The following is a 22512-nucleotide window of genomic DNA, read 5'->3' on the forward strand; positions in this document are numbered from 1 at the left end:
TCAGCGTTCTTAGTACGTTGTGTCTTCATAGTCCCCAAGGTTTTCGAGGCCGGGCAGGTGGGGCGAGAGCCGCGGCAGCTCGGCGACGCTGCCGAGTCCCAATCTTTCCAGAAAGTACGGGGTGGTCCCATAAAGGACCGCCCCGGTCTCCGGATCGGTTCCGACGGCGGCGATCAGCGCACGCTGGGTCAACGTGCGCACCACCGAATCGACGTTCACCGCGCGGATTGCCGAAACCCGCGCCCGCGATACGGGCTGGCGGTAGGCGATCACCGCGAGGGTCTCCAGCGCCGCCTGCGAAAGCCGTGATGACTGGCCTCCCAGCACGAAGGCCGAGACCACCGGAGCGAACCAGTTTCGGGAGTAGATGCGCCACCCGCCGCCAACGTTGCGCAGTTCGAAGCCACGGGGTCGAGGATCATCGCCACTCTTCGGGCCATCCCCAGTATAACCGTCGTACTCGTGCTGGAGTTCCACGAGCATTCCGTGGACCTCCTCGGCGGTCACGGCGAGCGCCGCCGCCAGCTCCTGCTCGCCCACGGGCTTTTCCACGACCATCAGCACCGCCTCCAGGGCGCCCTTCAGCCCGCCGGGCTGCGCGGCGGCGTGGAAGGCATCGGCCGCCAGGGCGCTGGGCCCGGGGGCCGCGGCCTCGTCGAGATCCTGGCTGGTCACTGGCTTTCCTTTCTTGTCGGGCTTCCCGGTGGGCGTGCCGGGGGTGGGAGCGTCACGTTCGGGGGGCCCCATCCGGCTCAAGGGGACCGCCGCCCACAGCCGGCGCCGGCTCCACGGTACCGGGTCCCGGTGACTCCGGTCCGTATTCGTCGGCGGCGCGGATCCCGGACCAGGCCGTGTCCCCGCCCGACCACTGCACGCGGAGCTCCCCGAGCGGTGCATCCTGGTCGAAGGAAATCACCCCGTCCCGGAACATCTCGAGGAGGGCCAAAAACCGTGCGACAACCACGAGGGTCTCCTCGGCGTCGGCGATGAGCTCCCCGAAGGACAGCGATCCGGCGTTCCGCAGGTGGGCCTCCAACAGGCCCGCCTGCTCCCGGACGCTGACGGCCGACCCATGGAGGTGGTCAACCCGCACACCCGTCGGAACCGCCTCGCGGGGCCGCAGTGCCACCGCCGCCAGTGCCGCGAGGTCCTCGGCCGTGGTCGTCCAGATCAGTTCGGGCAGCATTGCGGCGAACTGCGGCTCCAGCGGCGTGTCGCGCGGATACCGGTCGCCTTCGACCTCGAACCGTTCGGCGAGCTGCCGCGAGATCTCCTTGAACGCCCGGTACTGGAGCAGGCGCGCGAAGAGCAGGTCGCGGGCCTCGAGCAGGGCGATGTCCTCATCGTCCTCCACCTCGCCGCGCGGAAGCAGCCGTGCCGCCTTGAGGTCGAGCAGGGTGGCGGCCACAACGAGGAACTCGCTCGCCTCATCGAGCGCCCAGGAACCGTGCTCGGCCTGCATCCGGCGGATGTGGGCGATGAACTCGTCGGTGACCTCCGCGAGGGCGATCTCCGTGATGTCGAGTTCACGTTTGCCGATCAGTCCCAGCAGCAGGTCGAAGGGCCCGGTGAAGTTCGTGAGGCGGACCTCGAAGACCGGCTTTCCTGCCGCCGGCGCGGTGTCCGGCGGCCCCGCGGTCAGCGGCGGAGCCTGCTGCATGCCCTCAGCCGCGCTGCCCATGGCGGCGGATCATCAGGGAGCGCCGCCCCTGGCGATGAGCTCCTTGGCCAGCCTGCGGTAGGCGTCGGCCCCCGGATGGTTGCCGGCATAGGTGGTGATCGGCTCGGCGGCCACCGTGGCGTCCGCGAACTTGATGGTGCGCTTGATGACGGTCTCGAAGACCTTCTCGCCGAAGGCCTCGACGAGCCGCGCGATGACCTCCCGGCTGTGGAGGGTCCGCGCGTCGTACATGGTCGCGAGCACCCCGTCCACCTGCAGCCTCGGGTTGAGCCGGTCCTGGACCTTCTCGATTGTCTCCACCAGCAGTGCGACGGCGCGGAGGGCGAAGAATTCACAGATCAGCGGGATGATCACGCCGTGGGCGGCGGTCAGCGCATTGACGGTGAGCAGCCCGAGCGAGGGCTGGCAGTCGATCAGGATGACGTCGTAATCGTCAGACACCTTGCGCAGGGCCCGGTCGAGCACCTGTTCACGGGCGACCTCGTTGACCAGCTGCACCTCGGCCGCCGAGAGGTCGATGTTCGCCGGCAGCAGGTCCACGTTGTCGAAGGCCGTGGCGTGGATGGCGTCCCGGATGTCGACCTTGCGGTCCATCAGGACGTTGTACACGGTCACGTCGAGTTCATGCGGATTGGTTCCCAGGCCGGCGGACAGTGCCCCCTGGGGGTCGAAGTCGACGAGCAGCACGCGCCTGCCGGCCTCAGCGAGCGCTGCGCCGAGGTTGATCGTGGACGTCGTCTTGCCGACACCGCCCTTCTGGTTCACCATGGCGATGATGCGGGCCGGGCCGTGGGACTCCAGAACCGCCGGCTCGGGAAATAAGGTCACCGGACGTCCGGTCGGCCCTAGTTCGGGGGTGGCGTTCTGCAGAGTTGTGGAACCCTGTTCGCTACTCACGTATTTCTCCACGCTTCCGTTTGTATCTCTACATTTGCTTCGAAACTAATCCTCTGGTCAACGTTACAACCGGCCGGCGTGCCCCCGGTGCACCAAGACGCCGGAGGGGCGCGAGCCTTGAGGTTCAACCTGAGGTCGAGAGTTGTTCCCGGGCGGTGCCGCTCCCCGGCCCCCGCCCTGGAACACCACCCGGACGGCGGGAAGGCCCGCCCCGGTGGGACAGGCCTTCCTGGTGGGTCGTGCTCCCGGAGGACGCGGCGGGCGCCTCTGATTACCGGATGGTCCGGGCCGCCGCGTCGCCGGCGCCGGCCTGCGCCGTCACCACGGCGACACCGTCCTCGACGTCGTCCTCGTCATCGAAGGCGTGCGGGTTGGCGTTCATGGTGGCCTCGTCGAAGGGCAGCCTCTTCTCGAGGACCTCATCCACCCGGGCGCGGTCGATCTCGCGGGTCCAGGTGCCGATGAGCACGGTGGCCACAGCGTTGCCGGTGAAGTTGGTCAGCGCGCGCGCCTCGGACATGAAGCGGTCGATGCCCACGATGAGCCCGACGCCCTCCACGAGGTCCGGGCGGTGCGACTGGAGCCCCCCGGCCAGGGTGGCAAGGCCCGCGCCGGTGACGCCGGCCGCTCCCTTCGAGGCGATGATCATGAAGACGAGCAGGGAGATCTGCTCACCCAGGGCCAACGGCTTGCCGAGCGCCTCGGCGACGAACAGGGCGGCCATGGTGAGGTAGATCGCGGTGCCGTCGAGGTTGAAGGAGTAGCCGGTCGGCACGGTGACACCGACCACCGGCCGGGACACTCCAAGGTGCTCCATCTTGGCGATCAGGCGGGGAAGGGCCGCCTCCGAGGACGAGGTCGAGAAGATCAGCAGGTACTCCCGGCCGAGGTAGCGCATGAGCTTGAAGATATTGACCCCGGTGACCACCTTGAGGAGCCCCCCGAGGATGACCACGATGAACAGGGCGCAGGTGATGTAGAAGGCGATCATGAGGGTGAACATGCTGATGATCGCCTGGACGCCGGTCTCCCCCACCACGGCCGCGATGGCTCCGAACGCCCCGATGGGCGCAAGCCACATAATCATGATGAGGATCCGGAACACCAGGGCCTGGATGTGGCCGATGCCGCGGAGCACCGGCTTGCCCGCGGCGCCCATCTTCTGCAGTGCGAAGCCGACGAGCAGCGCGACGAACAGGGTCTGGAGGATGCTTTCGCCGGTGAGCGAGGCAAGCAGGGTCGGAGGAATGATACCCAGCAGGAAGTCGACGGTTCCGGAGGCTTCCTCCGCTCCCTCGGGTGCCTCGTAGGCGGCGCCGGCGAGGTCGAGCCCCTCGCCCGGATCGATGAGGTTGCCCACCACCAGGCCGATGGCCAGGGCGAAGGTCGACATCAGGAGGAAGTAGCCCAGGGCGAGGCCGCCCACCTTGCCGACGGTGGCCGCCTTGGCGATCGAACCGATGCCCAGCACGATCGTGCAGAAGATGATGGGGGCGATCATCATCTTGATCAGGGCGATGAAGCCGGTGCCGAGGGGTTTGAGGGACTTGGCGAATTCGGGTGCGGCGAGGCCGAGGATCGCGCCGAGGATCACCGCCGCGATGACGGCGATGTAGAGGAAGTGGGTCCGATCGGCCGGTTTGCGCGGCGCTGCCGGTTCAGCGCTGGTCGAGGGTGTCGCCATAGCCATGGTCTGCTCCTGGTTCGGTCGCGGCGCCCCGCCGCTACCGTGCGGGAAGTCCGTTCTTCGCCGCGCGGTGTTCGGGCCAGGTGGCCGTAGGTAAAATTCTGTCCCCCCATCGTGGACCCGTAAGTGACAGGCGTCACCCTTGCGTTCATACTGGTCGCGGCGTCGGGGCTAGACTCGGACGGATGTCGAGAAGGAGTCTGGTGACCCAGTGAAGCGGTGGAGCCTCGCCCGGCAGTTCTTTCTCGGCCAGCTTGTCTTTATCGCGGCCCTGACCACCTGCCTCTCCTTCGTGCTGTACATGGACGCCGAACGCGATGCCTACGACGCCTCGGCGGAGCGGATGCTTGCCGTGGCGTCAACCCTCGCCCGGGACCCGGCGGTGCTGGAGTCCCTGGACCGGCCGGACCCCACCACCGTCCTGCAGCCCTACGCGGTGTCGCTGATGGACGAGCTGCGCATCGACTTCATCACCATCATGGCGCCGGACCGCACGCGGTACACGCACCGGAACCCGGACCAGATCGGCCGGCACTACATCGGTTCGGTGGACCAGGCCCTGGCGGGCCGCAGCCACACCGAAACCTCGACGGGCACCCTTGGGCCGTCGGTGCGCGCCATCGCACCCGTCGAGGACCGGCGCGGCACGGTGGTGGCGATGGTCGCCGCGGGGGTCACCCTCGACCGGGTGGCGATCGCCCGCAATGCCCAGCTCCCGCTGGTGGTGCTGATAGCGCTCGCCTCGCTCCTCTTCGGCTCGCTCGTGTCCTACCTGCTCAGCCGCCGGCTTCGGAAGGCGACCCTGGGGATGGGTACCGATGAGCTCGCGCGCATGTTCGTGTTCTACGACTCGGTGCTCCACTCGGTCCGGGAGGGGCTGCTGCTGACCGACCGCCAGGGCCGGCTCGTGCTCTATAACGACCAGGCAGCGCGCCTGCTGCACCTGCCCGAGCCCAGGCCGACGGCGCCGGTGGATGCGGCGAAGCTCCCCGTGCCGGGGTCCCTGCGCGACCTGCTGGCCAGCGGCCGGCAGGCCAGGGACGAGGTCCACGCCACCGCCGACAGGGTCCTTGTCGTCAACCAGGAACCGGCGGTGCCGCCCACCGGCGGGAACCCGGCCGCACGGCAGCCCCTGGGCACGGTGACGACGCTGAGGGACCATACCGAAATCGAGTCCCTGACCGGCGAGCTGCAGACCATGCACACCCTGACCGACGCGCTGCGGGCCCAGACCCACGAGCATTCGAACCGGCTGCACACCATCGTGTCCCTGATCGAACTCGACCGGCGGGCGGAGGCCCTCGAGTTCGCCACCCGCGACCTCCAGCAGTCCCAGCAGCTCACGGATTCCGTCGTGGCGGCGGTCGATGAACCGTTCATCGCCGCGCTCCTGGTGGGCAAGGCGGCGCAGGCCAATGAGCGCGGCGTGGAACTGGACATCGGCGTCGACGGCCCGGTGGACCCGCAGGGCCTCGACCCGGGGGACCTGATTACGATCATCGGGAACCTGCTCGACAACGCCATCGACGCCGCGGCGGCCTCGACCCGCCGCCGGGTCCGCCTCACCCTGGGCAATCCCGGGACCGGGCCCGGGGGCGTCCGGATCGTCGTCCACGACAGCGGTCCGGGCCTCACCGACGGCGAGCGCTCCCGCATCTTCGAGCTGGGATTCAGCACCAAGGATCCGGGTGCCCGCAGCCGGGGCATCGGACTCGCCCTCGTGCGCCAGGCCGTCCTGCGCCGTGGGGGAAGCCTCGAGGTCGACAACGACGGCGGGGCCCGGTTCACGGTGTTCCTCCCGGCTCCGGCCGGCACGCCCGCTCCCGCGAAGGAAACCCAGCCATGATGGAACCCATCGCCGTCCTCGTGGTGGAGGACGACCCGATCGCCGCCGACGCCCATGCCGAGTATGTCCGGCGCCTCGACGGCTTCGCCCTGGCCGGGGTTGCCCGCTCGGGCGCCGAAGCCATGGCCCTGCTCTCGACCGGCGGCGGAAGCCCGGAGGGCCCCGGGCCCCGCATCGACCTGATCCTGCTCGACATGAACCTCCCGGACGCCCACGGGCTCGACCTCCTCCGCCGCATCCGCGGGCTCGGCCTTCCCACCGATGTCATCGCCATCACCGCCGTGCGGGAGCTGCAGGTGGTGCGCTCGGCCATTTCGGCGGGGATCGTCCAGTACCTCATCAAACCGTTCACCTATTCGGCGTTCCATGACAAGCTCGGCGCCTACCGCGAGTTCCGCCTCAACCTCACCGGCCAGGCCGCCTCCACCACGCAGTCGGAGGTCGACCAGGCGTTCGCCACGCTGCGCCGGCCCGCCCCGACAAGCCTGCCGAAGGGGCTGTCGGAGGAAACCCTCGGGGCCATCGTCGCGCGGCTGAAATCGTTGGAGGACCCGATCTCGGCCGCCGAGGTGGCACAGACCCTTGCCCTGTCCAGGGTGACGGCCCGCCGCTACCTCGAATACCTGGCGGACGGCCGGTCGGTCCGGCGCAGCCAGCGCTACGGAACCCGCGGCCGGCCCGAGTTCGAGTACCGCTGGGCCCGGTAACGGCGCCGCTGTATACATAGGCGCGCCGGAATCGGGCCTGGATCGCCCCTCCTTGCCGTTCGACCTCGCCTATGTATACATTGTGCGGAGGTGGCACCCGCCGCCGGAACACCTGGAGGGAAGCCGATGCGCGCCAGTGACAGGGCCTACGGGTCGCTGCGCACGGACATCCTTGAGTGGCGCCTCACCCCCGGCACCCTGCTGGCCGAGGTCGAACAGGCCCGCCGGCTCGGCATCTCGCGCACCCCGCTCCGGGAGGCCCTCTCGCGGCTCGTGGCCGAGGGGCTGGCGGCCCCGCACGCGGGGCGCGGGGTGGTGGTGACCGAGGTCTCCCTGGCCGGCATCGGCGACCTCTTCGACGTCCGGCTCCCCCTCGAATGCGCCGCCGTCCGGCTCGCCGCAGCCCGGCGCGACCCGGCGGTCTTCGACGCGCTCGCGGAACGCTTCGGGGCCGCAGGGGCGCTGATCTCCTCCGGCGGCACCGACCAGGGGGCCTATTACCGGCTGGTCGCCGACCTCGACGCCGCCGTCGATGAGGCGGCGGGCAACCCCTACCTCGTGCAGGCCCAGCGCCAGCTCCGCACGCATCTGCTGCGCACGCGCCGGCTGGCCCGCGACAATCCGCACCGGCTGCTCGCCTCCGCCGCCGAACACCGCCAGATCGCCGAGGCGGTGGCCCGGGGCAACCCCGACCTGGCCGAAGCGGCCGTCACGATCCACCTGCACAACAGCCTTCACCAGCTCCGGGACTCCGGGCCGGGTACCGCCTGAAACGTCGAAAGGAACACAACGATGGAGCTCCACCCCGTTCGGGTCCACCGCAGCGAAGAGAACCTTCCCAAGGAGGGCCAGCTCGCCTACCGGATCGCGCAGGTCGCCGCCGACCCGGTGGCGGTGACCCCGGAGGCCACCGACATGGTGATCAACCGGATCATCGACAACGCCTCGGTGGCGCTTGCCTCCCTCACCCGGGCACCGGTGGCCGCCGCCCGGGCCCAGGCGGCCAGCCACAGCGCTCCCGCCTCGGGACACGGCGCCTCGGTGTTCGGGGTGGACACCCCCTCCTCCCCCGAATGGGCCGCCTGGGCCAACGGGGTGGCGGTGCGCGAGCTCGACTACCATGACACCTTCCTGGCCGCCGACTACTCCCACCCCGGGGACAACATCCCGCCCCTGCTCGCCGCGGCCCAGCACACCGGGGCCTCCGGGGAGGCGCTGCTGCGCGGCATCGTGACCGGGTATGAGATCCAGGTCGACCTGGTGAAGGCCATCAGCCTGCACCGGCACAAGATCGACCATGTGGCCCACCTGGGCCCGGCGGCCGCCGCGGGGCTGGGCACCCTCCTTGGGCTCGACCCGGACACCATCTTCCACGCCGTCGGGCAGGCCCTGCACACAACCACCGCCACGCGCCAGTCCCGGAAGGGCGAGATTTCGACGTGGAAGGCCTACGCGCCGGCCTTCGCCGGGAAGATGGCCATCGAGGCCGTGGACCGCGCGATGCGCGGGCAGACCTCCCCCACCCCCATCTACGAGGGCGAGGACGGCGTGATCGCCTGGCTCCTCGACGGGCCCGACGCCCGCTACGAGGTGCCCCTGCCTTCCCTGGGCGAGCCGAAGCGGGCCATCCTCGACACCTACACCAAGGAACACTCCGCCGAATACCAGGCGCAGGCCTGGATCGACCTGGCCCGGCGCCTCTCCGCCGCCCACCCGGAGCTCGCCGACCCGGCCAACGTGCGCAGCATCCTCCTCAGCACCTCCCACCACACCCACTATGTCATCGGCTCGGGCGCCAACGACCCGCAGAAGTACGACCCGGCGGCCTCCCGGGAGACGCTCGACCACTCCATCCCGTACATCTTCGCCGTGGCGCTCCAGGACGGCGCCTGGCACCACGAGCGCTCCTACGCCCCGGAGCGCGCCAACCGGCCCGACACCGTCGAGCTGTGGCGGAAGGTCGAGACGACCGAGGACCCCGAGTGGACCCGCCGCTACCACTCCCTGGACATCAGCGAGAAGGCCTTCGGCGGGCGCGTCGACATCACCCTGGCTGACGGCCGGGTGGTCACCGACGAGATCGCGGTGGCCGATGCCCACCCGCTGGGGGCCCGCCCCTTCGGCAGGGCCCAGTACATCGAGAAATTCCGCACCCTGGCGGCCGGCGTCGCCGAGGAGGCCGAGGTCGAACGCTTCCTGGGCGTCGTCGAGCAGCTCCCCGACCTGCCCGCCGGCTCGCTGCACTCGCTCAACCTGCGGGCCCGCCCGGGCCTGCTCGAGACCACCGCCGCGCCCGCCGGCCTGTTCTAGGAGGAACCCCCGTGCTGTATTCAGCCACCACCCCCGAGGCGAAGCGGGCCGCATTGCGGGCCGGGCTCGCCTCCGGCACCCTCCAGCAGTTCCCCGGCGCCTTCAACCCGCTCTCGGCGCGCCTGATCGAAGACAAGGGCTTCCAGGGGGTCTACATCTCCGGGGCGGTCCTCGCGGCCGACCTCGGGCTTCCCGATATCGGCCTCACCACCCTCACGGAGGTGGCCCAGCGCGCCGGACAGATCGCCCGGATGACCGACCTTCCGGCCATCGTGGACGCCGACACCGGCTTCGGAGAACCCATGAACGTCGCACGCACCGTGCAGGAGCTCGAGAACGCCGGCCTGGCCGGCTGCCATATCGAGGACCAGTTCAACCCCAAGCGGTGCGGGCACCTCGACGGGAAGCAGGTCGTCGACCTGGACACCGCCGCCAAACGGATCCGGGCGGCGGCCGATGCGCGCCGCGACCCGAACTTCCTGGTCATGGCCCGCACCGATATCCGCGGCACGGACTCCCTCCGGGCCGCCCAGGACCGTGCCCGGGCGCTGGTGGACGCCGGCGCCGATGCGATCTTCCCCGAGGCCATGCGCGACCTGGCGGAGTTCAGCGCCATCCGGGCGGCCGTCGACGTGCCGATCCTCGCCAACATGACCGAGTTCGGCAAGAGCGCGCTGTTCACCGCCGACCAGCTCCAGGCGGCGGGGGTCAATATTGTTATCTATCCGGTGACATTGCTGCGCAGTGCCATGGGGGCCGCGGAGCGTACGCTGGACACCATCCGGGCCGACGGCACGCAGCAGCAGGCCGTTCCCCGGATGCAGACCCGCGCCCGCCTGTACGAACTGGTGGACTACGAGGGCTACAACCGGTTTGATTCTTCTGTCTTCAATTTCCAGGTTCCCGACGGGCCCTAGCGGAGGTTCCGCCCAGCGCCCGCCCCACCCGAAGGAGTCCGATTTGACCAGCACCCAGCCAGCTCCGCCGGCCGCGCCCGAGATCCACAAGGGCCTGGCCGGGGTGACTGTCGACACCACGTCCGTCTCGAAGGTGAACCCGGAGACCAACTCCCTGCTGTACCGGGGGTACCCGGTGCAGGAGCTCGCCGCGAAGTGCTCCTTCGAGGAGGTCGCGTGGCTGCTGTGGCACGGTGAGCTGCCCGGCCGGGACGAACTGGCCGGGTTCACGGTGCTTGAGCGCGCGGGCCGGGCCCTGCCCGGGAACGTCCGGAAGGTCATCGACCTGCTGCCGCTGACCAGCCACCCGATGGACGTCGGGCGGACGGCGGTGTCGGTCCTCGGCGCCGGGCACCCGCTGGCCGGGGACAACTCCCGCGAGGCGAACCTCGCGAAGTCCGCCGCGCTGTTCGCCGCCTTCCCCGCCGTCGTCGCCTACGACCAGCGGCGCCGGCGCGGGCTGGACGTGGTGGAGCCGCGGGACGACCTCGGCTACGCCGCGAATTTCCTGTGGATGACCTTCGGCGAGGAGGCGCCCCCCGAGGTGGTGGAGGCCTTCAACGTGTCGATGGTGCTCTACGCCGAGCATTCCTTCAACGCCTCGACCTTCACCGCCCGGGTCATCACCTCCACCCTCTCGGACCTGCACTCGGCGGTCACCGGTGCGATCGGCGCCCTGAAGGGCCCGCTGCACGGCGGCGCGAACGAAGCCGTCATGCACACCTTCGAGGAGATCGGGATCCGCAAGGACGAGCCGGCGGAGTCCGCGGCGGCGCGGGCGAAGGCGTGGATGGAGGACGCCCTGGCCCAGAAAAAGAAGGTGATGGGCTTCGGCCACCGCGTGTACAAGAACGGCGACTCGCGCGTCCCGACGATGAAGGCCTCGCTCGATGCCATGATCCGCTTCTACGGCCGGGAGGAGATCCTCGGCCTCTACCGCGGACTCGAGGTCGCCATGGATGAAGCCAAGGGGATCAAGCCGAACCTCGACTATCCGGCCGGACCCACCTACCACCTGATGGGGTTCGACACGGAGATGTTCACTCCCCTGTTCATCGCCGCCCGCATCACCGGATGGACCGCCCACATCATGGAGCAGCTCGAGTCCAACTCACTGATCCGGCCGCTGAGCGCCTACAACGGGCCGGAGGAACGCCACGTCCCCTAGGGGCGCTGCCCGTCCTGCGCCTCCGCCGGCCGGCCGTTCAGTGCGGGGGTGACGGCGGCGGAGGCCACGCCGACGCTGTGTGCGTCGAGCACGATGTCGGCGCGGAAGGACTCCCGGGCGAGCACGTGCGGCAGCCAGTAGGCGGCGTCCTCCCACATCGCGTCCCACGGCGGGGCGGCCACGGGGAACCATTCGGGGGTGATTTCGTCGCTGGCGCCGGCCTCGCCGGTGAACCGTTCGGCCGTGAAGATCCAGGCCCGCATGTTCCAGGCCGGGTTCGCGGGGAAATCCCAGGTCACCTCGCCGAGGAAGCCGAGGTCGGCCTCCTCCACCGAGAGCCCGGATTCCTCGGCCACCTCGCGCACGGCGGCCTGGGCGGGGGTCTCCCCGGGTTCGAGCTTGCCGCCGAGGGCCACGATGCGCCCGGTGCCGAACCCCTGCTGCTTCAGTCCCAGCAGCACCTCGGGGCGCCCGCTGGCGGTCCGGAACAGGAAGCACAGGGCCACCGGGCGGAAGGCGCCGGCCGGCAGGGGCTCGCCGGGCACCGGCACCTCAGGGGCGGACGCGGCTGGCAGGCGGTCGGGTGGCAGGGCGGCAGAACCCCGGATTGAAGGCACCGGCGCCCCGTTCAGCCGAAGGCCCGGGGGTGGGAGGCCGCGTACACTTCGCGCAGCGTCTCGGCGGTCACGAGCGTGTAGACCTGCGTGGTGGTCACGGAGGCGTGGCCGAGCAGCTCCTGCACCACGCGGACGTCGGCACCGCCTTCGAGCAGGTGGGTTGCGAAGGAGTGCCGCAGGGTGTGCGGTGAGACCTCCCGGGTGACCTGGGCCTTCTCGGCCGCGGCCTTCAGGATGGACCACGCGCTCTGCCGGCTCAGCCGGCCGCCGCGCATGTTCAGGAACAGGCCCGGCCCGCCCTTGCCCTTGGCGGACAGGGCCGGCCGTCCCCGCACCAGGTAGGAGTCGATGGCCTTGGCCGCGTAGGAGCCCAGCGGCACGAGCCGTTCCTTGGATCCCTTGCCGAACAGCCGCACGACGGCGGGGCCGCTGAGCGCCTGATCGACCGACACGTCGTCGACGTCGAGCCCGACCGCCTCGCTGATCCGCGCCCCGGTCGAATAGAGGAATTCGAGCAGGGCCCGGTCGCGCTGGCCCGAGGGGGTCGAGGTGTCGACAGCCTCCAGGATGCGGAAGACTTCGTCGACCGAGATGGCCTTGGGGAGGCGCTGCCCGGCGGCCGGTGGATGGACGTCCCGGGCGGGGTCGGCCTCGCTCATCCCCTCCAGGGCCCAGAAGCGGTGCAGCCCGCGCACGGCCACGACCGTGCGGGCCGCCGACCTCGGGCTCAGCGGCGACTGGCCGTCCGAGCCGGTCGCGACGGCCTGGGCGAAACCGGTCACATCCTGGCGGGTGATGCGTGAGATCTCGTCGATGCCGTTGGCCTGCAGGAAGCGGTGGTAGCGCAGCAGGTCACGCCGGTAGGCGGCGAGGGTGTTCGCGGAGAGGCCGCGCTCCACGGCCATGTGCTGGAGGTATTCGTTGATCCGCCGGCCCGGCCGGGTGGCCTGGAACTCGTCCCCTGCGGTTTTCTCCGCTGCTGCCGGCACGTTCAGTCCCGCAGGACCGCACCGTGCGGCCAGGTGCGGTGCTGGCTTGGGTGTTCCGGCCAGGGCGCGTCCGCGGGCCGGAGGCGTGAGTAGCCGTCGGCGCGGGCGGCGTGGGCCGCCAGGACGGCTGCCGCAGCCGACGGGCTGTGCATGCGGCCCTCGAGGACCGCCGCGACGGCGTCGTCGAGGCCGACCCACAGCAGCTCGATCTCCGCCTCCTCGTGGGTGCGGGTGTGCCGGTCGGCGTCGGGCACGGAGCCGATGCCGCGGGCCAGGTAGATCCGCAGGGCCTCGCTCGAGGACCCGGGGGACATGAAGATGTCGGCCAGCACGTTCCACCGGCCGGCGGTCAGGTCGGCCTCCTCCGCAAGTTCCCGCGCCGCGGCCTCCACGAAGTCCTCCCCGGGCTCATCGAGCAGCCCGGCGGGAATTTCCCACAGCACCATCCGGGCCGGATGGCGGTACTGGCGGATGAGCAGGATGCGGTCCTGCTCATCCATGGCCAGCACCGCCACCGCACCGGGGTGGTCGAGGTACTCCCGGGTGATCCGCTCCCCGCCGTCGTCAAGGCTGAAGGTCTCCTGGACGACGTCCCAGACGTACCCGCGGTGGACCACGGCGGAGCCGTGGAGCCTGCGCGGGCTCTGTGCATCGGAGAAGCGGCCGGCCGCGGGGGAATCGCTCATGTCAGGCCTTGGCACCCCGGAGGTCGAGCGCGGCCTTCACCAGGCCCGCGAAGAGCGGGTGCGGCCGGGTGGGCCGCGAGCTCAGCTCGGGGTGGGCCTGGGTGGAGACGTAGTACGGGTGGACCTCCCGCGGGAGTTCGGCGAACTCCACCAGCTTGCCGTCCGGCGAGGTGCCCGAGAAGACAAGCCCGGCCTCGGCGATCTGGGCGCGGTATTCGTTGTTCACCTCGTAGCGGTGGCGGTGGCGCTCGGTCACCGTGGTCCTGCCGTAGGTTTCCGCGACGACGGACCCCTCGTCGAGGCGCGCCTCCCAGAGGCCAAGGCGCATGGTGCCGCCCATGTCGCCCTCCCCCGCCACGATGGAAAGCTGCTCGGCCATCGTCGCGATTACGGGGAACTTGGTGTCGGGTTCGAATTCGCTGGAGGATGCGTTCTCGAGGCCCACGACGTTGCGGGCGTATTCGATCACCATGCACTGCAGCCCGAGGCACAGGCCCAGGGTGGGGATCTTGTTTTCCCGGGCGTACAGCAGGGCGCCCAGCTTGCCCTCGAGCCCGCGGATGCCGAAGCCGCCCGGGACGCAGATGGCGTCCACGCCCGCCAGTGCCTTCTTGGCGCCCGCCGGGGTGTCGCACTCATCCGAGGGAACCCAGCGGATGTTGACCTTGGCCTTGTTGGCGAAGCCGCCGGCACGCAGCGCCTCGGTGACCGACAGGTAGGCGTCGGGCAGGTCGATGTACTTGCCGACCAGGGCCACCTCGACCTGGTGCTTGGGGTTGTGCACCGCGTCGAGGAGCTTGTTCCACTTGGTCCAGTTGACGTCCTTGAACTTCAGGTCGAGCGCCTGGACGATGTACGCGTCGAGGCCCTGCTTGTGAAGGGTCTTGGGGATGTCGTAGATGCTGGGGGCGTCGGCGGCGTTGACGACGGCGTCGATGTCGACGTCGCACATGCGCCCGATCTTCTCGCGCATCGCCAGCGGCACCTCGCGGTCCGAGCGGATCACGATGGCGTCGGGCTGGATGCCGATGGAGCGCAGCATCGCCACCGAGTGCTGGGTCGGCTTGGTCTTCAGCTCCTGGGAGGGCCCGATGTACGGAACCAGCGAGACGTGGAGGAAGAAGACGTTGTTGCGCCCGATGTCCTGGCGGACCTGGCGGGCCGATTCGAGGAACGGCTGGGATTCGATGTCGCCGACCGTGCCGCCGATCTCGGTGATGATGACGTCGGGCACCTTCTTCAGGGCCACCGGTTCGGCCGGCAGGCGCATGCGCCGCTTGATCTCGTCGGTGATGTGCGGGATGACCTGCACGGTGTCGCCGAGGTATTCGCCGCGGCGTTCCTTGGCGATGACGCTCGAGTAGACCTGGCCCGTGGTCACGTTCGCCGAGCCGTCGAGGTTCTCGTCGAGGAACCGCTCGTAATGGCCGATGTCGAGGTCGGTTTCGGCGCCGTCCTCGGTGACGAAGACCTCCCCGTGCTGGAACGGGTTCATCGTGCCGGGATCGACATTGAGGTAGGGATCAAGCTTCTGCATGGTGACGGCGAGTCCCCGTGCCCGAAGCAGGTGACCGAGGCTTGACGCCGTCAGTCCCTTACCGAGGGAGGAGGCGACGCCACCAGTCACGAAGATGTGCTTGGTCGTCTTGGCGGACTTTGGGAACCGGGAGTTTGTTTGCTGCACCACGGAGTTCGAGCCTATCATCTGGAAGTGGTCCGCGCCGCATCCGCGAGGAGTTCCTCGGCATGGGCGCGGGCGGAGGCTGAGTCCTCCTGGCCCGCAAGCATTCGGGCGAGTTCGCGCACGCGCTCGGCCTCGGGCAGCACCTGCACATCGCTTGCCGTGAACCCGCCGTCCTCCCCGTCGCCGCCGGCCGAATGGACGTTCTTCGTCACGCGGACATGGCGTGCGGCGAACGCCGCCACCTGCGGCAGGTGGGTCACGACGATGACCTGGACGTGCTGAGCGAGCATCGCCAGCCGCCGGCCGATCTCCACCGCCGCCTTTCCGCCCACACCGGCGTCCACCTCGTCGAAGACGAACGTGGGCACCGGGTCGACGGCGGCCAGCACCACCTCGATGGCGAGCATCACACGGGAAAGCTCGCCGCCGGAGGCGCCCTTCCCCAGCGGCCGGGGCGCCGATCCTGGATGCGGGCGGAGGTTGAAGGTGATGTCGTCGCCGCCGTGGGCCGACAGCGAATCCGCCGGGGAAACCTCGATGAGCAGGGTGGCGTTGGGCATGGCGAGGGCGCTTAACTCATCGCTGACCCGCTCCGCGAGCCGCTGCGCCGCCTCCTGCCGCAGCGCGGAAACGGCGGCCGCGCCGGCGCGCACCACGGCGTCGAGCTCCTCGATTTCCGCTTCGAGCTCCTCGACGCGGGAGGAATCCCCGGTGAGTTCCTCGAGGCGCAGGGCGCTGTCCTGGCGCCACTGCAGCACCTCGTCGATGCTCGGCGCGTACTTCCGCACGAGCACGGCAAGCGCGGCGCGGCGGGCCTCCACCTCGGCCAGCCGGGCCGGGCCCTCGCCCTCAAGGGCCGTGCCATACGCGGCGAGCTCCCCGGAGATGTCGGCGAGCAGGTACCCCACCTCGGCCAGCCGGCCGGCGAGGGTCTCGAGCTCCTGGTCGTGCTCGGCCACGCCCTCAAGCTGGCGTTTGGCCTCGTCGACCAGGGAGACGGCGTCCACGGCCGCCCCGAAGTCCTCGGAGACGAGCGCGGCGTGGGCGGTCATGGCCGCTGTCCGCAGTTCCTCAACGTTGCCAAGGCGCATCGAGTCGGCCTTCAGCGCAACGTCCTCCCCCGGCTGGGGGTCGACCTCGTCGATCTCCGCCAGGGCGGCCGTCAGGTTTTCGGCCTCCCGCGCCCGCTCCCGCGCCTCGCTCTGGAGCCGGTTCCGTTCCGCGATGGCGCCGCGCCACCGGTGGTAGTTCGCTGCATAGGTTTCGAGTGCGGCCGCGAGCCCGGGCCCGCCGAACTTGTCGAGGGCCCCGCGCTGGGCTGCGGCGCCCTTGAGCCGCAGCTGGTCGGACTGCCCGTGCACGACGACGAGGTGCTCGCCGAGCTCGGCCAGCACCCCCACCGGGGCGGTCCTGCCGCCCACATAGGCCCGGCTGCGGCCCTCGCTGGTCACCGTGCGCGCCAGGATCAGTTCGGCGCCTCCGTCGAATTCCTCGAGGACCGCCCCGGCCTCCACCGCCCGCTCGGCGATCGGGCTGCCCCGTTCGAGCCGCACGATGGCTTCGGCCGAGGCCGACTTCGCCCCCAGGCGGACGGAGCCGGCGTCCGAGCGCGCACCGAGCAGGAGGCCCAGGGCGGTGATGACCATTGTCTTTCCCGCGCCGGTCTCGCCGGTGACGACGGTGAGTCCCGGGCCGAGGGTCAGCGTCGCGTCGCTGATGACCCCGAGGTCGCGGATGCGCATCTCCTCGATCATGGGAGCCGTCCTCCGCTGTGGGCGACGGGGCCGCGCCACCCCTGGATGGGCAGCTGGAACTTCTGGACGAGCCGTTCCGAGAAGGGGGTCTGGCGGGTCCGGGCGAGCCGGACGGGGTGCTCGGAGCGCCGGACCTCCACCCTGGCGCCGGGTGGAAGGTCGATGCTGCGGCGCCCGTCGCACCAGAGCACGCCCCAGGCGTCGGTGCGCGTCAAGAGCTCGACCGCCAGCACCGACGTCGGGGCCACGACCAGCGGTTTCGCGAAGAGCGCGTGGGCGCTGATGGGGGCCATCAACAGCGCCTCAACCTCGGGCCAGACGATGGGGCCCCCGGCGGAGAAGGCGTAGGCGGTGGACCCGGTGGGGGTTGCGAGCACGATGCCGTCGCATCCGAAGGAGCTGACGGGCAGGCCGTCGACCTCGATGACGACCTCGATCATGCGCTCCCGGTTCGCCTTTTCGATGGCGGCTTCATTGAGCGCCCAGGTCTCCCCGAGCAGGGTGTCCCCCTGCCAGGCGGCGACCTCGATTGTCATCCGTTCCTCGACGCTGTAGTCGCGTTCGGCGACCCAGCGGACCGCTTCGTCGAGGTCGGCGCGTTCGCTCTCCGCGAGGAAGCCGACGTGGCCGAGGTTCACGCCCAGGAGCGGGATCTCGACGGCGCGCACCAGTTCGGCCGCGCGCAGGATGGTGCCGTCACCGCCAAGGACCATGACAAGCTCGATGCCGTCGAGGGCGACGTCGTCGCCCAGGGTTTCGGCCGGTGCCGCGAGGGCGCCGTAGGCGGTGCGCAGCCCGGCGATCTCCTCGGGCCGCATGACGGGGGTGAGCCCGAGGGCCGAGAGCCGTGTGCATGCCTGCTGGGCGGCCGCGATGGCGTCCTGCCTGCCGGTATGCGCGAGCACCAGAATTTTCCTAGTCATTCAGCTCCGTCGTTGTCTTTCGCCCTGAATGCGGCGCTCGAGGCGAGCAGCCCGTCGGTCAGGCGGTCCAGGTCCTCTTCGATCCTAGGGTCGATTGCCCGATGGGGCACCCTTGCCCACAGGAAGTACTCGAGATTTCCGTCCTGGCCCGGCAGGGAGCTCTGCTCAAGGCCCTGCACCTCGAGCCCGCAGGCCAGCGCTTCGCGGACCACGCCGTGCACGCCGCGCCTCCGGTGGACGTCGGAGGTCACCACGCCCTGGCCGTTCAGGGCGCTGCGGCCGACCTCGAACTGGGGCTTGATCATCACTACCAGGTCTCCGCCGGGCACCGTCGCCGCGGCGAGCGGGCGGATCACCAGCCTCAGGGAGATGAAGGACAGGTCGGCCACCGTGAGCTCGGCCGGTCCGCCGATGTCCCCGGGGTCGAGGTAACGGACGTTCAGCCCTTCGAACACGTGGACGCGGGGATCCTCCCGCAGCACCTGCACCAGCTGCCCGTGGCCGACGTCCACCGCGGCCACCTCGCGGGCGCCGGCCCGCAGGAGCACGTCGGTGAATCCTCCGGTTGAGGCTCCGGCATCCAGGCAGCGCCGGCCGGCGACCAGGACGTCCGGGAAGGCGGAGAGCGCCCCGGCGAGCTTGTGGCCGGCACGGCTCACGAACTCGGGTCCGGCATCGGCCACCGTGAGGTCCTGGCTCCCGGAGACGGCGGCGGAGGCCTTGAGCATCACCTCGCCGGCGCGGAAGACCCGCCGGGCGGCGATGAGCTGGGCGGCGTGGGACCGTGAGCGTGCCAGCCCGCGGGCGACGAGTTCCTGGTCGAGGCGTCCCAGGGTTCAGCCCTCCGGGTTGAGTTCGGTGAGCAGGGCGTCATGCACCGAGGTGTAGAACCCCGCGTGGGCGCCCACCGGCTGCCCGTCGAGGTCGGCGAGCCGGCCGAGTACGGCGTCGACGCCGGCATCACCGGTCGGGGGCACCTCCGGCGGCGCGGCGGCCCCGGTACGGGTACCGGAGGCTTCCCCCGGATCGCCGGCCGGGTGTTCCCGGGCACCCTGGGCTGAATCGGCGGACACTCCGCCGGTCTCTTCGTGCACACCTGTTCCCTTCGTCGGTTCTGACCTCATCGGCGCTCCCCCGCGGTCAGCCTGCGGCGCCGGTGAAGCGGATCTCCGGCATCCGCGCCGTCTCCAGCCCGGGGGCGGCCGCCCACCAGGCGGCGCAGGCGGCACGCCAGGCGTCGAGGCTGGCTTCGCTTCCATCGACCCGGACTGAGCCTGACTCGACCCGGGCCGATGCGCTGCCGCAGGCGTAGGCGCCGTCGGCGGCCGTCACGGGAGGGTACGCCTCGTACAGCCCACCCAGGTCGGCCAGCAGGAAAGTGGGCCGTTCGGCTGCGGTCGCGGCAAGCGCGGTGCGCACCGAGTCCACGCCCGTCAGGATCAGTGCCGTGTCCATGCCTGCCCGGTTCCCGCCGAGGATGTCGGTGTCGAGGCGGTCGCCGACGACGAGCGGGCGCTCGGACCCAAGGTGGCGTGCCGCCGTGGTGAACAGCGGAGCCTCGGGCTTCCCGGCCACCACCGGCACTTTGCCGGTGGCGGCCGCGACGGCGGCTACGAGCGATCCATTGCCGGGGGCGATGCCGCGGGCCTGCGGGATCGACATGTCCGTGTTCGTCGCCACCCAGACCGCTCCGGCCGCGATGGCGTAGGAGGCCTCCGCGAGGTCCTTCCAGCCGAGCTCCGGGGAAAAGCCCTGAATGACGGCGTCGGGCCCATCCTCGGCGGAGGCGACCGGCAGGAGGTGCTGGCTGCGCACCGCCTCGGCGAGGGTCCTGCTGCCGGTCACCAGCACCTTCGCCCCCGCCGGGACGAGCCCGGCCAAAAGCTCGGCGCCGGCGAGGGCTGAACCGAAGACCTGGTCGCCCCGGGCCGGCGCCCCGAGGCTGCGCAGGTGCTCGGCGACATCCTCGGCCGAACGCGACGCGTTGTTGGTGATGTAGGCGAGCTTGACGCCCACCTCCTCCAGCTTCGTGAGCGCCTCCACGGCGCCCCCGAGGGCGTGGGGGCCCGTGTAGACAACGCCATCGAGGTCCGACAACACGGCGTCATAGGAACCGATCAGTGCCTTGTCAGCCTCCAACGGAGTCCTCGGCCGCCTGGACCGGAGCGGAACCGCTGGGAGCTCCAGCGCCCGTTGCGGTGCCCGAAGGGGCCGCCGCGTCCCCCGGAGCTGCACCAGCGGGGTCGGCGGCGTCGCTATCGGCGTCGTTGTCCGCGTCGTTGTCCGCAGCGGGCAGTGCGGGACCTTCGCCGCCGTCCGAATCGCTGTCGGGATCGTTGGCGGAATCGTTGTCCGCAGCGGGCGGGACATCCTCCCCCTCACGATCGGATGCTCCCGGGCCCCCACCGGAGACATCCCCGGTCACGTCCGCGGTTTCGTCCGCGGTTTCGTCCGCGGAATCGGGTGCCCCTGCTGTTCCATCCGCCGAGGCCGCCTGGCCCTGCGGCCGACCGAGCACCTCGGCCACCGTCGGTACCGGCCGGGCAACGGCTTCACTGTCGTCATCGCCCAGCAAATCGATGATGTCGGGCTCGGCGGGATCCTCGAGCCCGAGTGCGGATTCGGCCACCTTGGCCTGCCTGCGCCACTTTTCCGACTCTCCGGTGCGGCCGGCGGCATCCAGGGCGTCCGCATACGCCCGGAACAGCCGCGGGCTGAACGAGAAGGCGCGGTGCAGATCCAACTGCGGGATCTCCAGGGCGGCCACGGCCGCGTCGAGCTGACCGAGATCGGCCCGCGCACCGGAGACGACCATGGCGAGCTCGGCCTTGCCCGCCGCGTCGAGGGTCTCGGCCTCCTCGCTTCGGGCGAGGTCAAGCGCCCGGTCCGGCCGGCCGAGGCCGCGTTCGCAGTCCGCCATGACGGGAAGGTGGGCGTTCGAACCACTGATCCGGCGGAACGTCCGGAATTCGCGCAGCGCCTCGCCATAGTGGCCTGCGGCATAGGCCGTGAGACCTACAGCCTCCCGCACCGCCGCGAGCCGCCCACCCCGCCTGCTTGCCGCAAGGGCATGCTGGAACGCCAGTTCGGGATCATCCGCGAGGAGGCGTCCGGCCATCACCAGGTGGCGGGAGACCCACAGCGCGCTGCGCTCCTCAAGGTTCCGGATCTGGGCGCGGGTGACCCGGTCCAGTTCGTCCCCCTTGACGTCCTCGTCGATTTCCGGCGACCGTTCCCGGTCGGGCCGGTTGGCGCTGCGCAGATCACGGGCGTTGTGCGGGCGCGGTCCTGCAGGCGGACCGCTTCGGGCACCCTCCCCGGCCCCGAAGCTCCGCCGGGGTGCGCCGCCGCGTTCGTCGGCACCCCGGGCACCGGCACCGCGGCTCCCGCCGCGCTCGTCCCGGGGGCCATTCCGCCGGTCCTCAAAGCGGGATCCGGTCCGGCCCTCACCGCGCGGAGCCTCCCGCGGCCCGCTGGGGCGCCGGTCCTCACCCTGGCCGGTGCGCTTGGCCCATGACGGGCGGTCGGCCGTGCCACTGCCGCGCCCTCCTGCGGCACCTCCGCTGCGGGGGCGGTCTGAGGCGTTTCCGGAGGAGGCACCACCCCGTGAGGCCGCGCCCCTCAGCTGAGCACCGCGGGAATCGCCTCCCCGGTAGCCCCCACCCGAGCGCTGTTCGCCGGTACCGCGGCCTGCCGCACCGCGCTGGGTGCCGCTCCGCCCCTCACTGCCAGCCTCCGGGCGGAGCCCGGGCCGGTCAGCGTAGCGGCCGCCGGTCGACGGCGCATCGGCATTCCGGCGGCCGCCTGCGCGGTATTCCCCGCGGCCCCCAGCCCGGTTTCCATCACGGTTTCCATCACGGTTTCCATCACGGTTTCCATCACGGTATCCCCCGCGGTCATCCGATCCGCGCTGGCCCTCGCGGGCGCCGTCACGGCCCCGCGCTGTCCCGCCAAACCTGTTGCCGGAGCTGCCCGGGGAGGAAACGGGGCCCCGCCGCTGCGGTGAGCTGCTCCTGGGGGCGCCGGAATCCTCGGCACGGCCACCGGCGTCGGCCGACGACCGCGGGGCGGCCCCCTTCGAACCCCACGAATGCCGCTTGCCGGCGGCCTGGGATTTACCCGGGCTTCCTTCGCCTGCCGGCCTTCCGTTATCCGGGGTGCCCCCGTGCGTGCGTTCCTGCTCAGCCATGGCGGCGAAGATCCTCTCATCTACAGCGGCCGCATCTCGCGTTCCGCTGTTCCCTATTGTTCTATAAGTCGTTTGCTTCAATGCAATCACGTTCCACGGACGCCTTCGACCCGCCGCACGGCGCCGGTCGATGGATCCCCGGCGCCTGCCCTCCGGCGGGACGCTGTGCCGCTGCCGCGGTCCGGGCCCTGCCGGCGCGGTGCGCCTGCAGCCTGGTGGCAGCTCCGTGCCGCTGGGGGCGCCTGTGGGGCGGTCCTTCGGGCCCCCGACTCTACCGGTGCAGGTGGGAGCGTTTGGCTGGGCGTGTTGGGGTGGTTAACGCAGTGCAGGCCCCACCGGTGGTGGGGCCTGCGACTGGTACGGGTGGTCCGGCGGTGTCCTACTCTCCCACACTCTCTCGGGTGCAGTACCATCGGCG

The 22512-nt window shown here is 70.7% G+C and carries 20 protein-coding genes; 6 read left to right on the plus strand and 14 right to left on the minus strand.

Going from position 1 to position 22512, the window contains the following annotated elements:
* Positions 1–9: 9 nt before the first annotated feature.
* The 4 genes from scpB to ACX80W_RS14950 form a co-directional block, all read right to left on the minus strand.
* The gene (gene scpB / locus ACX80W_RS14935; RefSeq protein WP_459284636.1) at positions 10–675 is read right to left on the minus strand and encodes an SMC-Scp complex subunit ScpB; all 666 of its coding nucleotides are present in this window, start codon (positions 673–675) and stop codon (positions 10–12) included.
* A 52-nt stretch (positions 676–727) separates the two neighbouring features.
* On the minus strand, positions 728–1681 hold the full coding sequence (locus tag ACX80W_RS14940) for a segregation and condensation protein A (RefSeq protein ID WP_459284638.1): 954 nt from the start codon (positions 1679–1681) through the stop codon (positions 728–730).
* Positions 1682–1693: 12 nt separating this feature from the next.
* A complete protein-coding gene (locus ACX80W_RS14945; RefSeq protein WP_459284640.1) occupies positions 1694–2578 on the minus strand; it encodes a ParA family protein in 885 nt (294 codons plus the stop codon).
* A gap of 271 nt (positions 2579–2849) precedes the next feature.
* A complete protein-coding gene (locus tag ACX80W_RS14950; protein ID WP_459284671.1) occupies positions 2850–4262 on the minus strand; it encodes a cation:dicarboxylate symporter family transporter in 1413 nt (470 codons plus the stop codon).
* A 214-nt stretch (positions 4263–4476) separates the two neighbouring features.
* Between ACX80W_RS14950 and ACX80W_RS14955 the strand changes: the two genes are divergently transcribed.
* The 6 genes from ACX80W_RS14955 to ACX80W_RS14980 all read left to right on the plus strand — a co-directional run bounded on the left by ACX80W_RS14955 (position 4477) and on the right by ACX80W_RS14980 (position 11252).
* Positions 4477–6111, plus strand: a complete 1635-nt coding sequence (locus tag ACX80W_RS14955; protein WP_459284642.1) for a sensor histidine kinase — start codon at positions 4477–4479, stop codon at positions 6109–6111.
* The gene (locus ACX80W_RS14960; protein WP_459284673.1) at positions 6111–6818 is read left to right on the plus strand and encodes a response regulator; all 708 of its coding nucleotides are present in this window, start codon (positions 6111–6113) and stop codon (positions 6816–6818) included. Before ACX80W_RS14955 ends, ACX80W_RS14960 begins: the two co-directional genes overlap by 1 nt.
* Before the next feature lie 126 nt (positions 6819–6944).
* Positions 6945–7589: a GntR family transcriptional regulator gene (locus ACX80W_RS14965; RefSeq protein ID WP_459284644.1), complete on the plus strand. Its 645-nt coding sequence runs from the start codon at positions 6945–6947 to the stop codon at positions 7587–7589.
* Between the two features lie 21 nt (positions 7590–7610).
* Positions 7611–9128, plus strand: coding sequence for an MmgE/PrpD family protein (locus tag ACX80W_RS14970; protein WP_459284646.1), 1518 nt, complete (start codon positions 7611–7613; stop codon positions 9126–9128).
* A gap of 11 nt (positions 9129–9139) precedes the next feature.
* On the plus strand, positions 9140–10045 hold the full coding sequence (gene prpB / locus ACX80W_RS14975; RefSeq protein WP_459284648.1) for a methylisocitrate lyase: 906 nt from the start codon (positions 9140–9142) through the stop codon (positions 10043–10045).
* A gap of 43 nt (positions 10046–10088) precedes the next feature.
* Positions 10089–11252, plus strand: coding sequence for a bifunctional 2-methylcitrate synthase/citrate synthase (locus tag ACX80W_RS14980; RefSeq protein WP_459284650.1), 1164 nt, complete (start codon positions 10089–10091; stop codon positions 11250–11252).
* On the opposite strand, the gene ACX80W_RS14985 is transcribed toward ACX80W_RS14980, so the two are convergent.
* The 10 genes from ACX80W_RS14985 to ACX80W_RS15030 form a co-directional block, all read right to left on the minus strand.
* Positions 11249–11797: an 8-oxo-dGTP diphosphatase gene (locus tag ACX80W_RS14985; protein WP_459284652.1), complete on the minus strand. Its 549-nt coding sequence runs from the start codon at positions 11795–11797 to the stop codon at positions 11249–11251. The two genes, ACX80W_RS14980 and ACX80W_RS14985, sit on opposite strands and share 4 nt — an antisense overlap.
* Before the next feature lie 83 nt (positions 11798–11880).
* Positions 11881–12858: a site-specific tyrosine recombinase XerD gene (gene xerD, locus ACX80W_RS14990; RefSeq protein ID WP_459284654.1), complete on the minus strand. Its 978-nt coding sequence runs from the start codon at positions 12856–12858 to the stop codon at positions 11881–11883.
* Positions 12859–12860: 2 nt separating this feature from the next.
* Positions 12861–13544 carry an NUDIX domain-containing protein gene (locus ACX80W_RS14995; protein WP_459284656.1) on the minus strand — a complete coding sequence of 228 codons (684 nt, stop codon included), beginning with the start codon at positions 13542–13544 and terminating at the stop codon, positions 12861–12863.
* A gap of 1 nt (position 13545) precedes the next feature.
* On the minus strand, positions 13546–15249 hold the full coding sequence (pyrG, locus tag ACX80W_RS15000) for a CTP synthase (RefSeq protein ID WP_459284658.1): 1704 nt from the start codon (positions 15247–15249) through the stop codon (positions 13546–13548).
* On the minus strand, positions 15246–16982 hold the full coding sequence (recN, locus tag ACX80W_RS15005; protein WP_459284660.1) for a DNA repair protein RecN: 1737 nt from the start codon (positions 16980–16982) through the stop codon (positions 15246–15248). The genes pyrG and recN overlap by 4 nt, the downstream gene beginning before the upstream one ends.
* Positions 16979–17905 carry an NAD kinase gene (locus ACX80W_RS15010; RefSeq protein ID WP_459284663.1) on the minus strand — a complete coding sequence of 309 codons (927 nt, stop codon included), beginning with the start codon at positions 17903–17905 and terminating at the stop codon, positions 16979–16981. Before ACX80W_RS15010 ends, recN begins: the two co-directional genes overlap by 4 nt.
* Positions 17902–18738, minus strand: a complete 837-nt coding sequence (locus ACX80W_RS15015; RefSeq protein ID WP_459284675.1) for a TlyA family RNA methyltransferase — start codon at positions 18736–18738, stop codon at positions 17902–17904. The genes ACX80W_RS15010 and ACX80W_RS15015 overlap by 4 nt, the downstream gene beginning before the upstream one ends.
* 3 nt (positions 18739–18741) lie before the next feature.
* Entirely contained in the window at positions 18742–18999 is a 258-nt protein-coding gene (locus ACX80W_RS15020; protein WP_459284665.1) for a hypothetical protein, read from the minus strand.
* Positions 19000–19045: 46 nt separating this feature from the next.
* Complete coding sequence (locus ACX80W_RS15025; protein WP_459284667.1) at positions 19046–20044, minus strand: HAD-IIA family hydrolase; 999 nt, start codon at positions 20042–20044, stop codon at positions 19046–19048.
* Positions 20034–22094, minus strand: coding sequence for a hypothetical protein (locus tag ACX80W_RS15030; RefSeq protein WP_459284669.1), 2061 nt, complete (start codon positions 22092–22094; stop codon positions 20034–20036). Before ACX80W_RS15030 ends, ACX80W_RS15025 begins: the two co-directional genes overlap by 11 nt.
* Positions 22095–22512 lie beyond the last annotated feature (418 nt).

Source organism: Arthrobacter melezitosi (assembly GCF_054511055.1).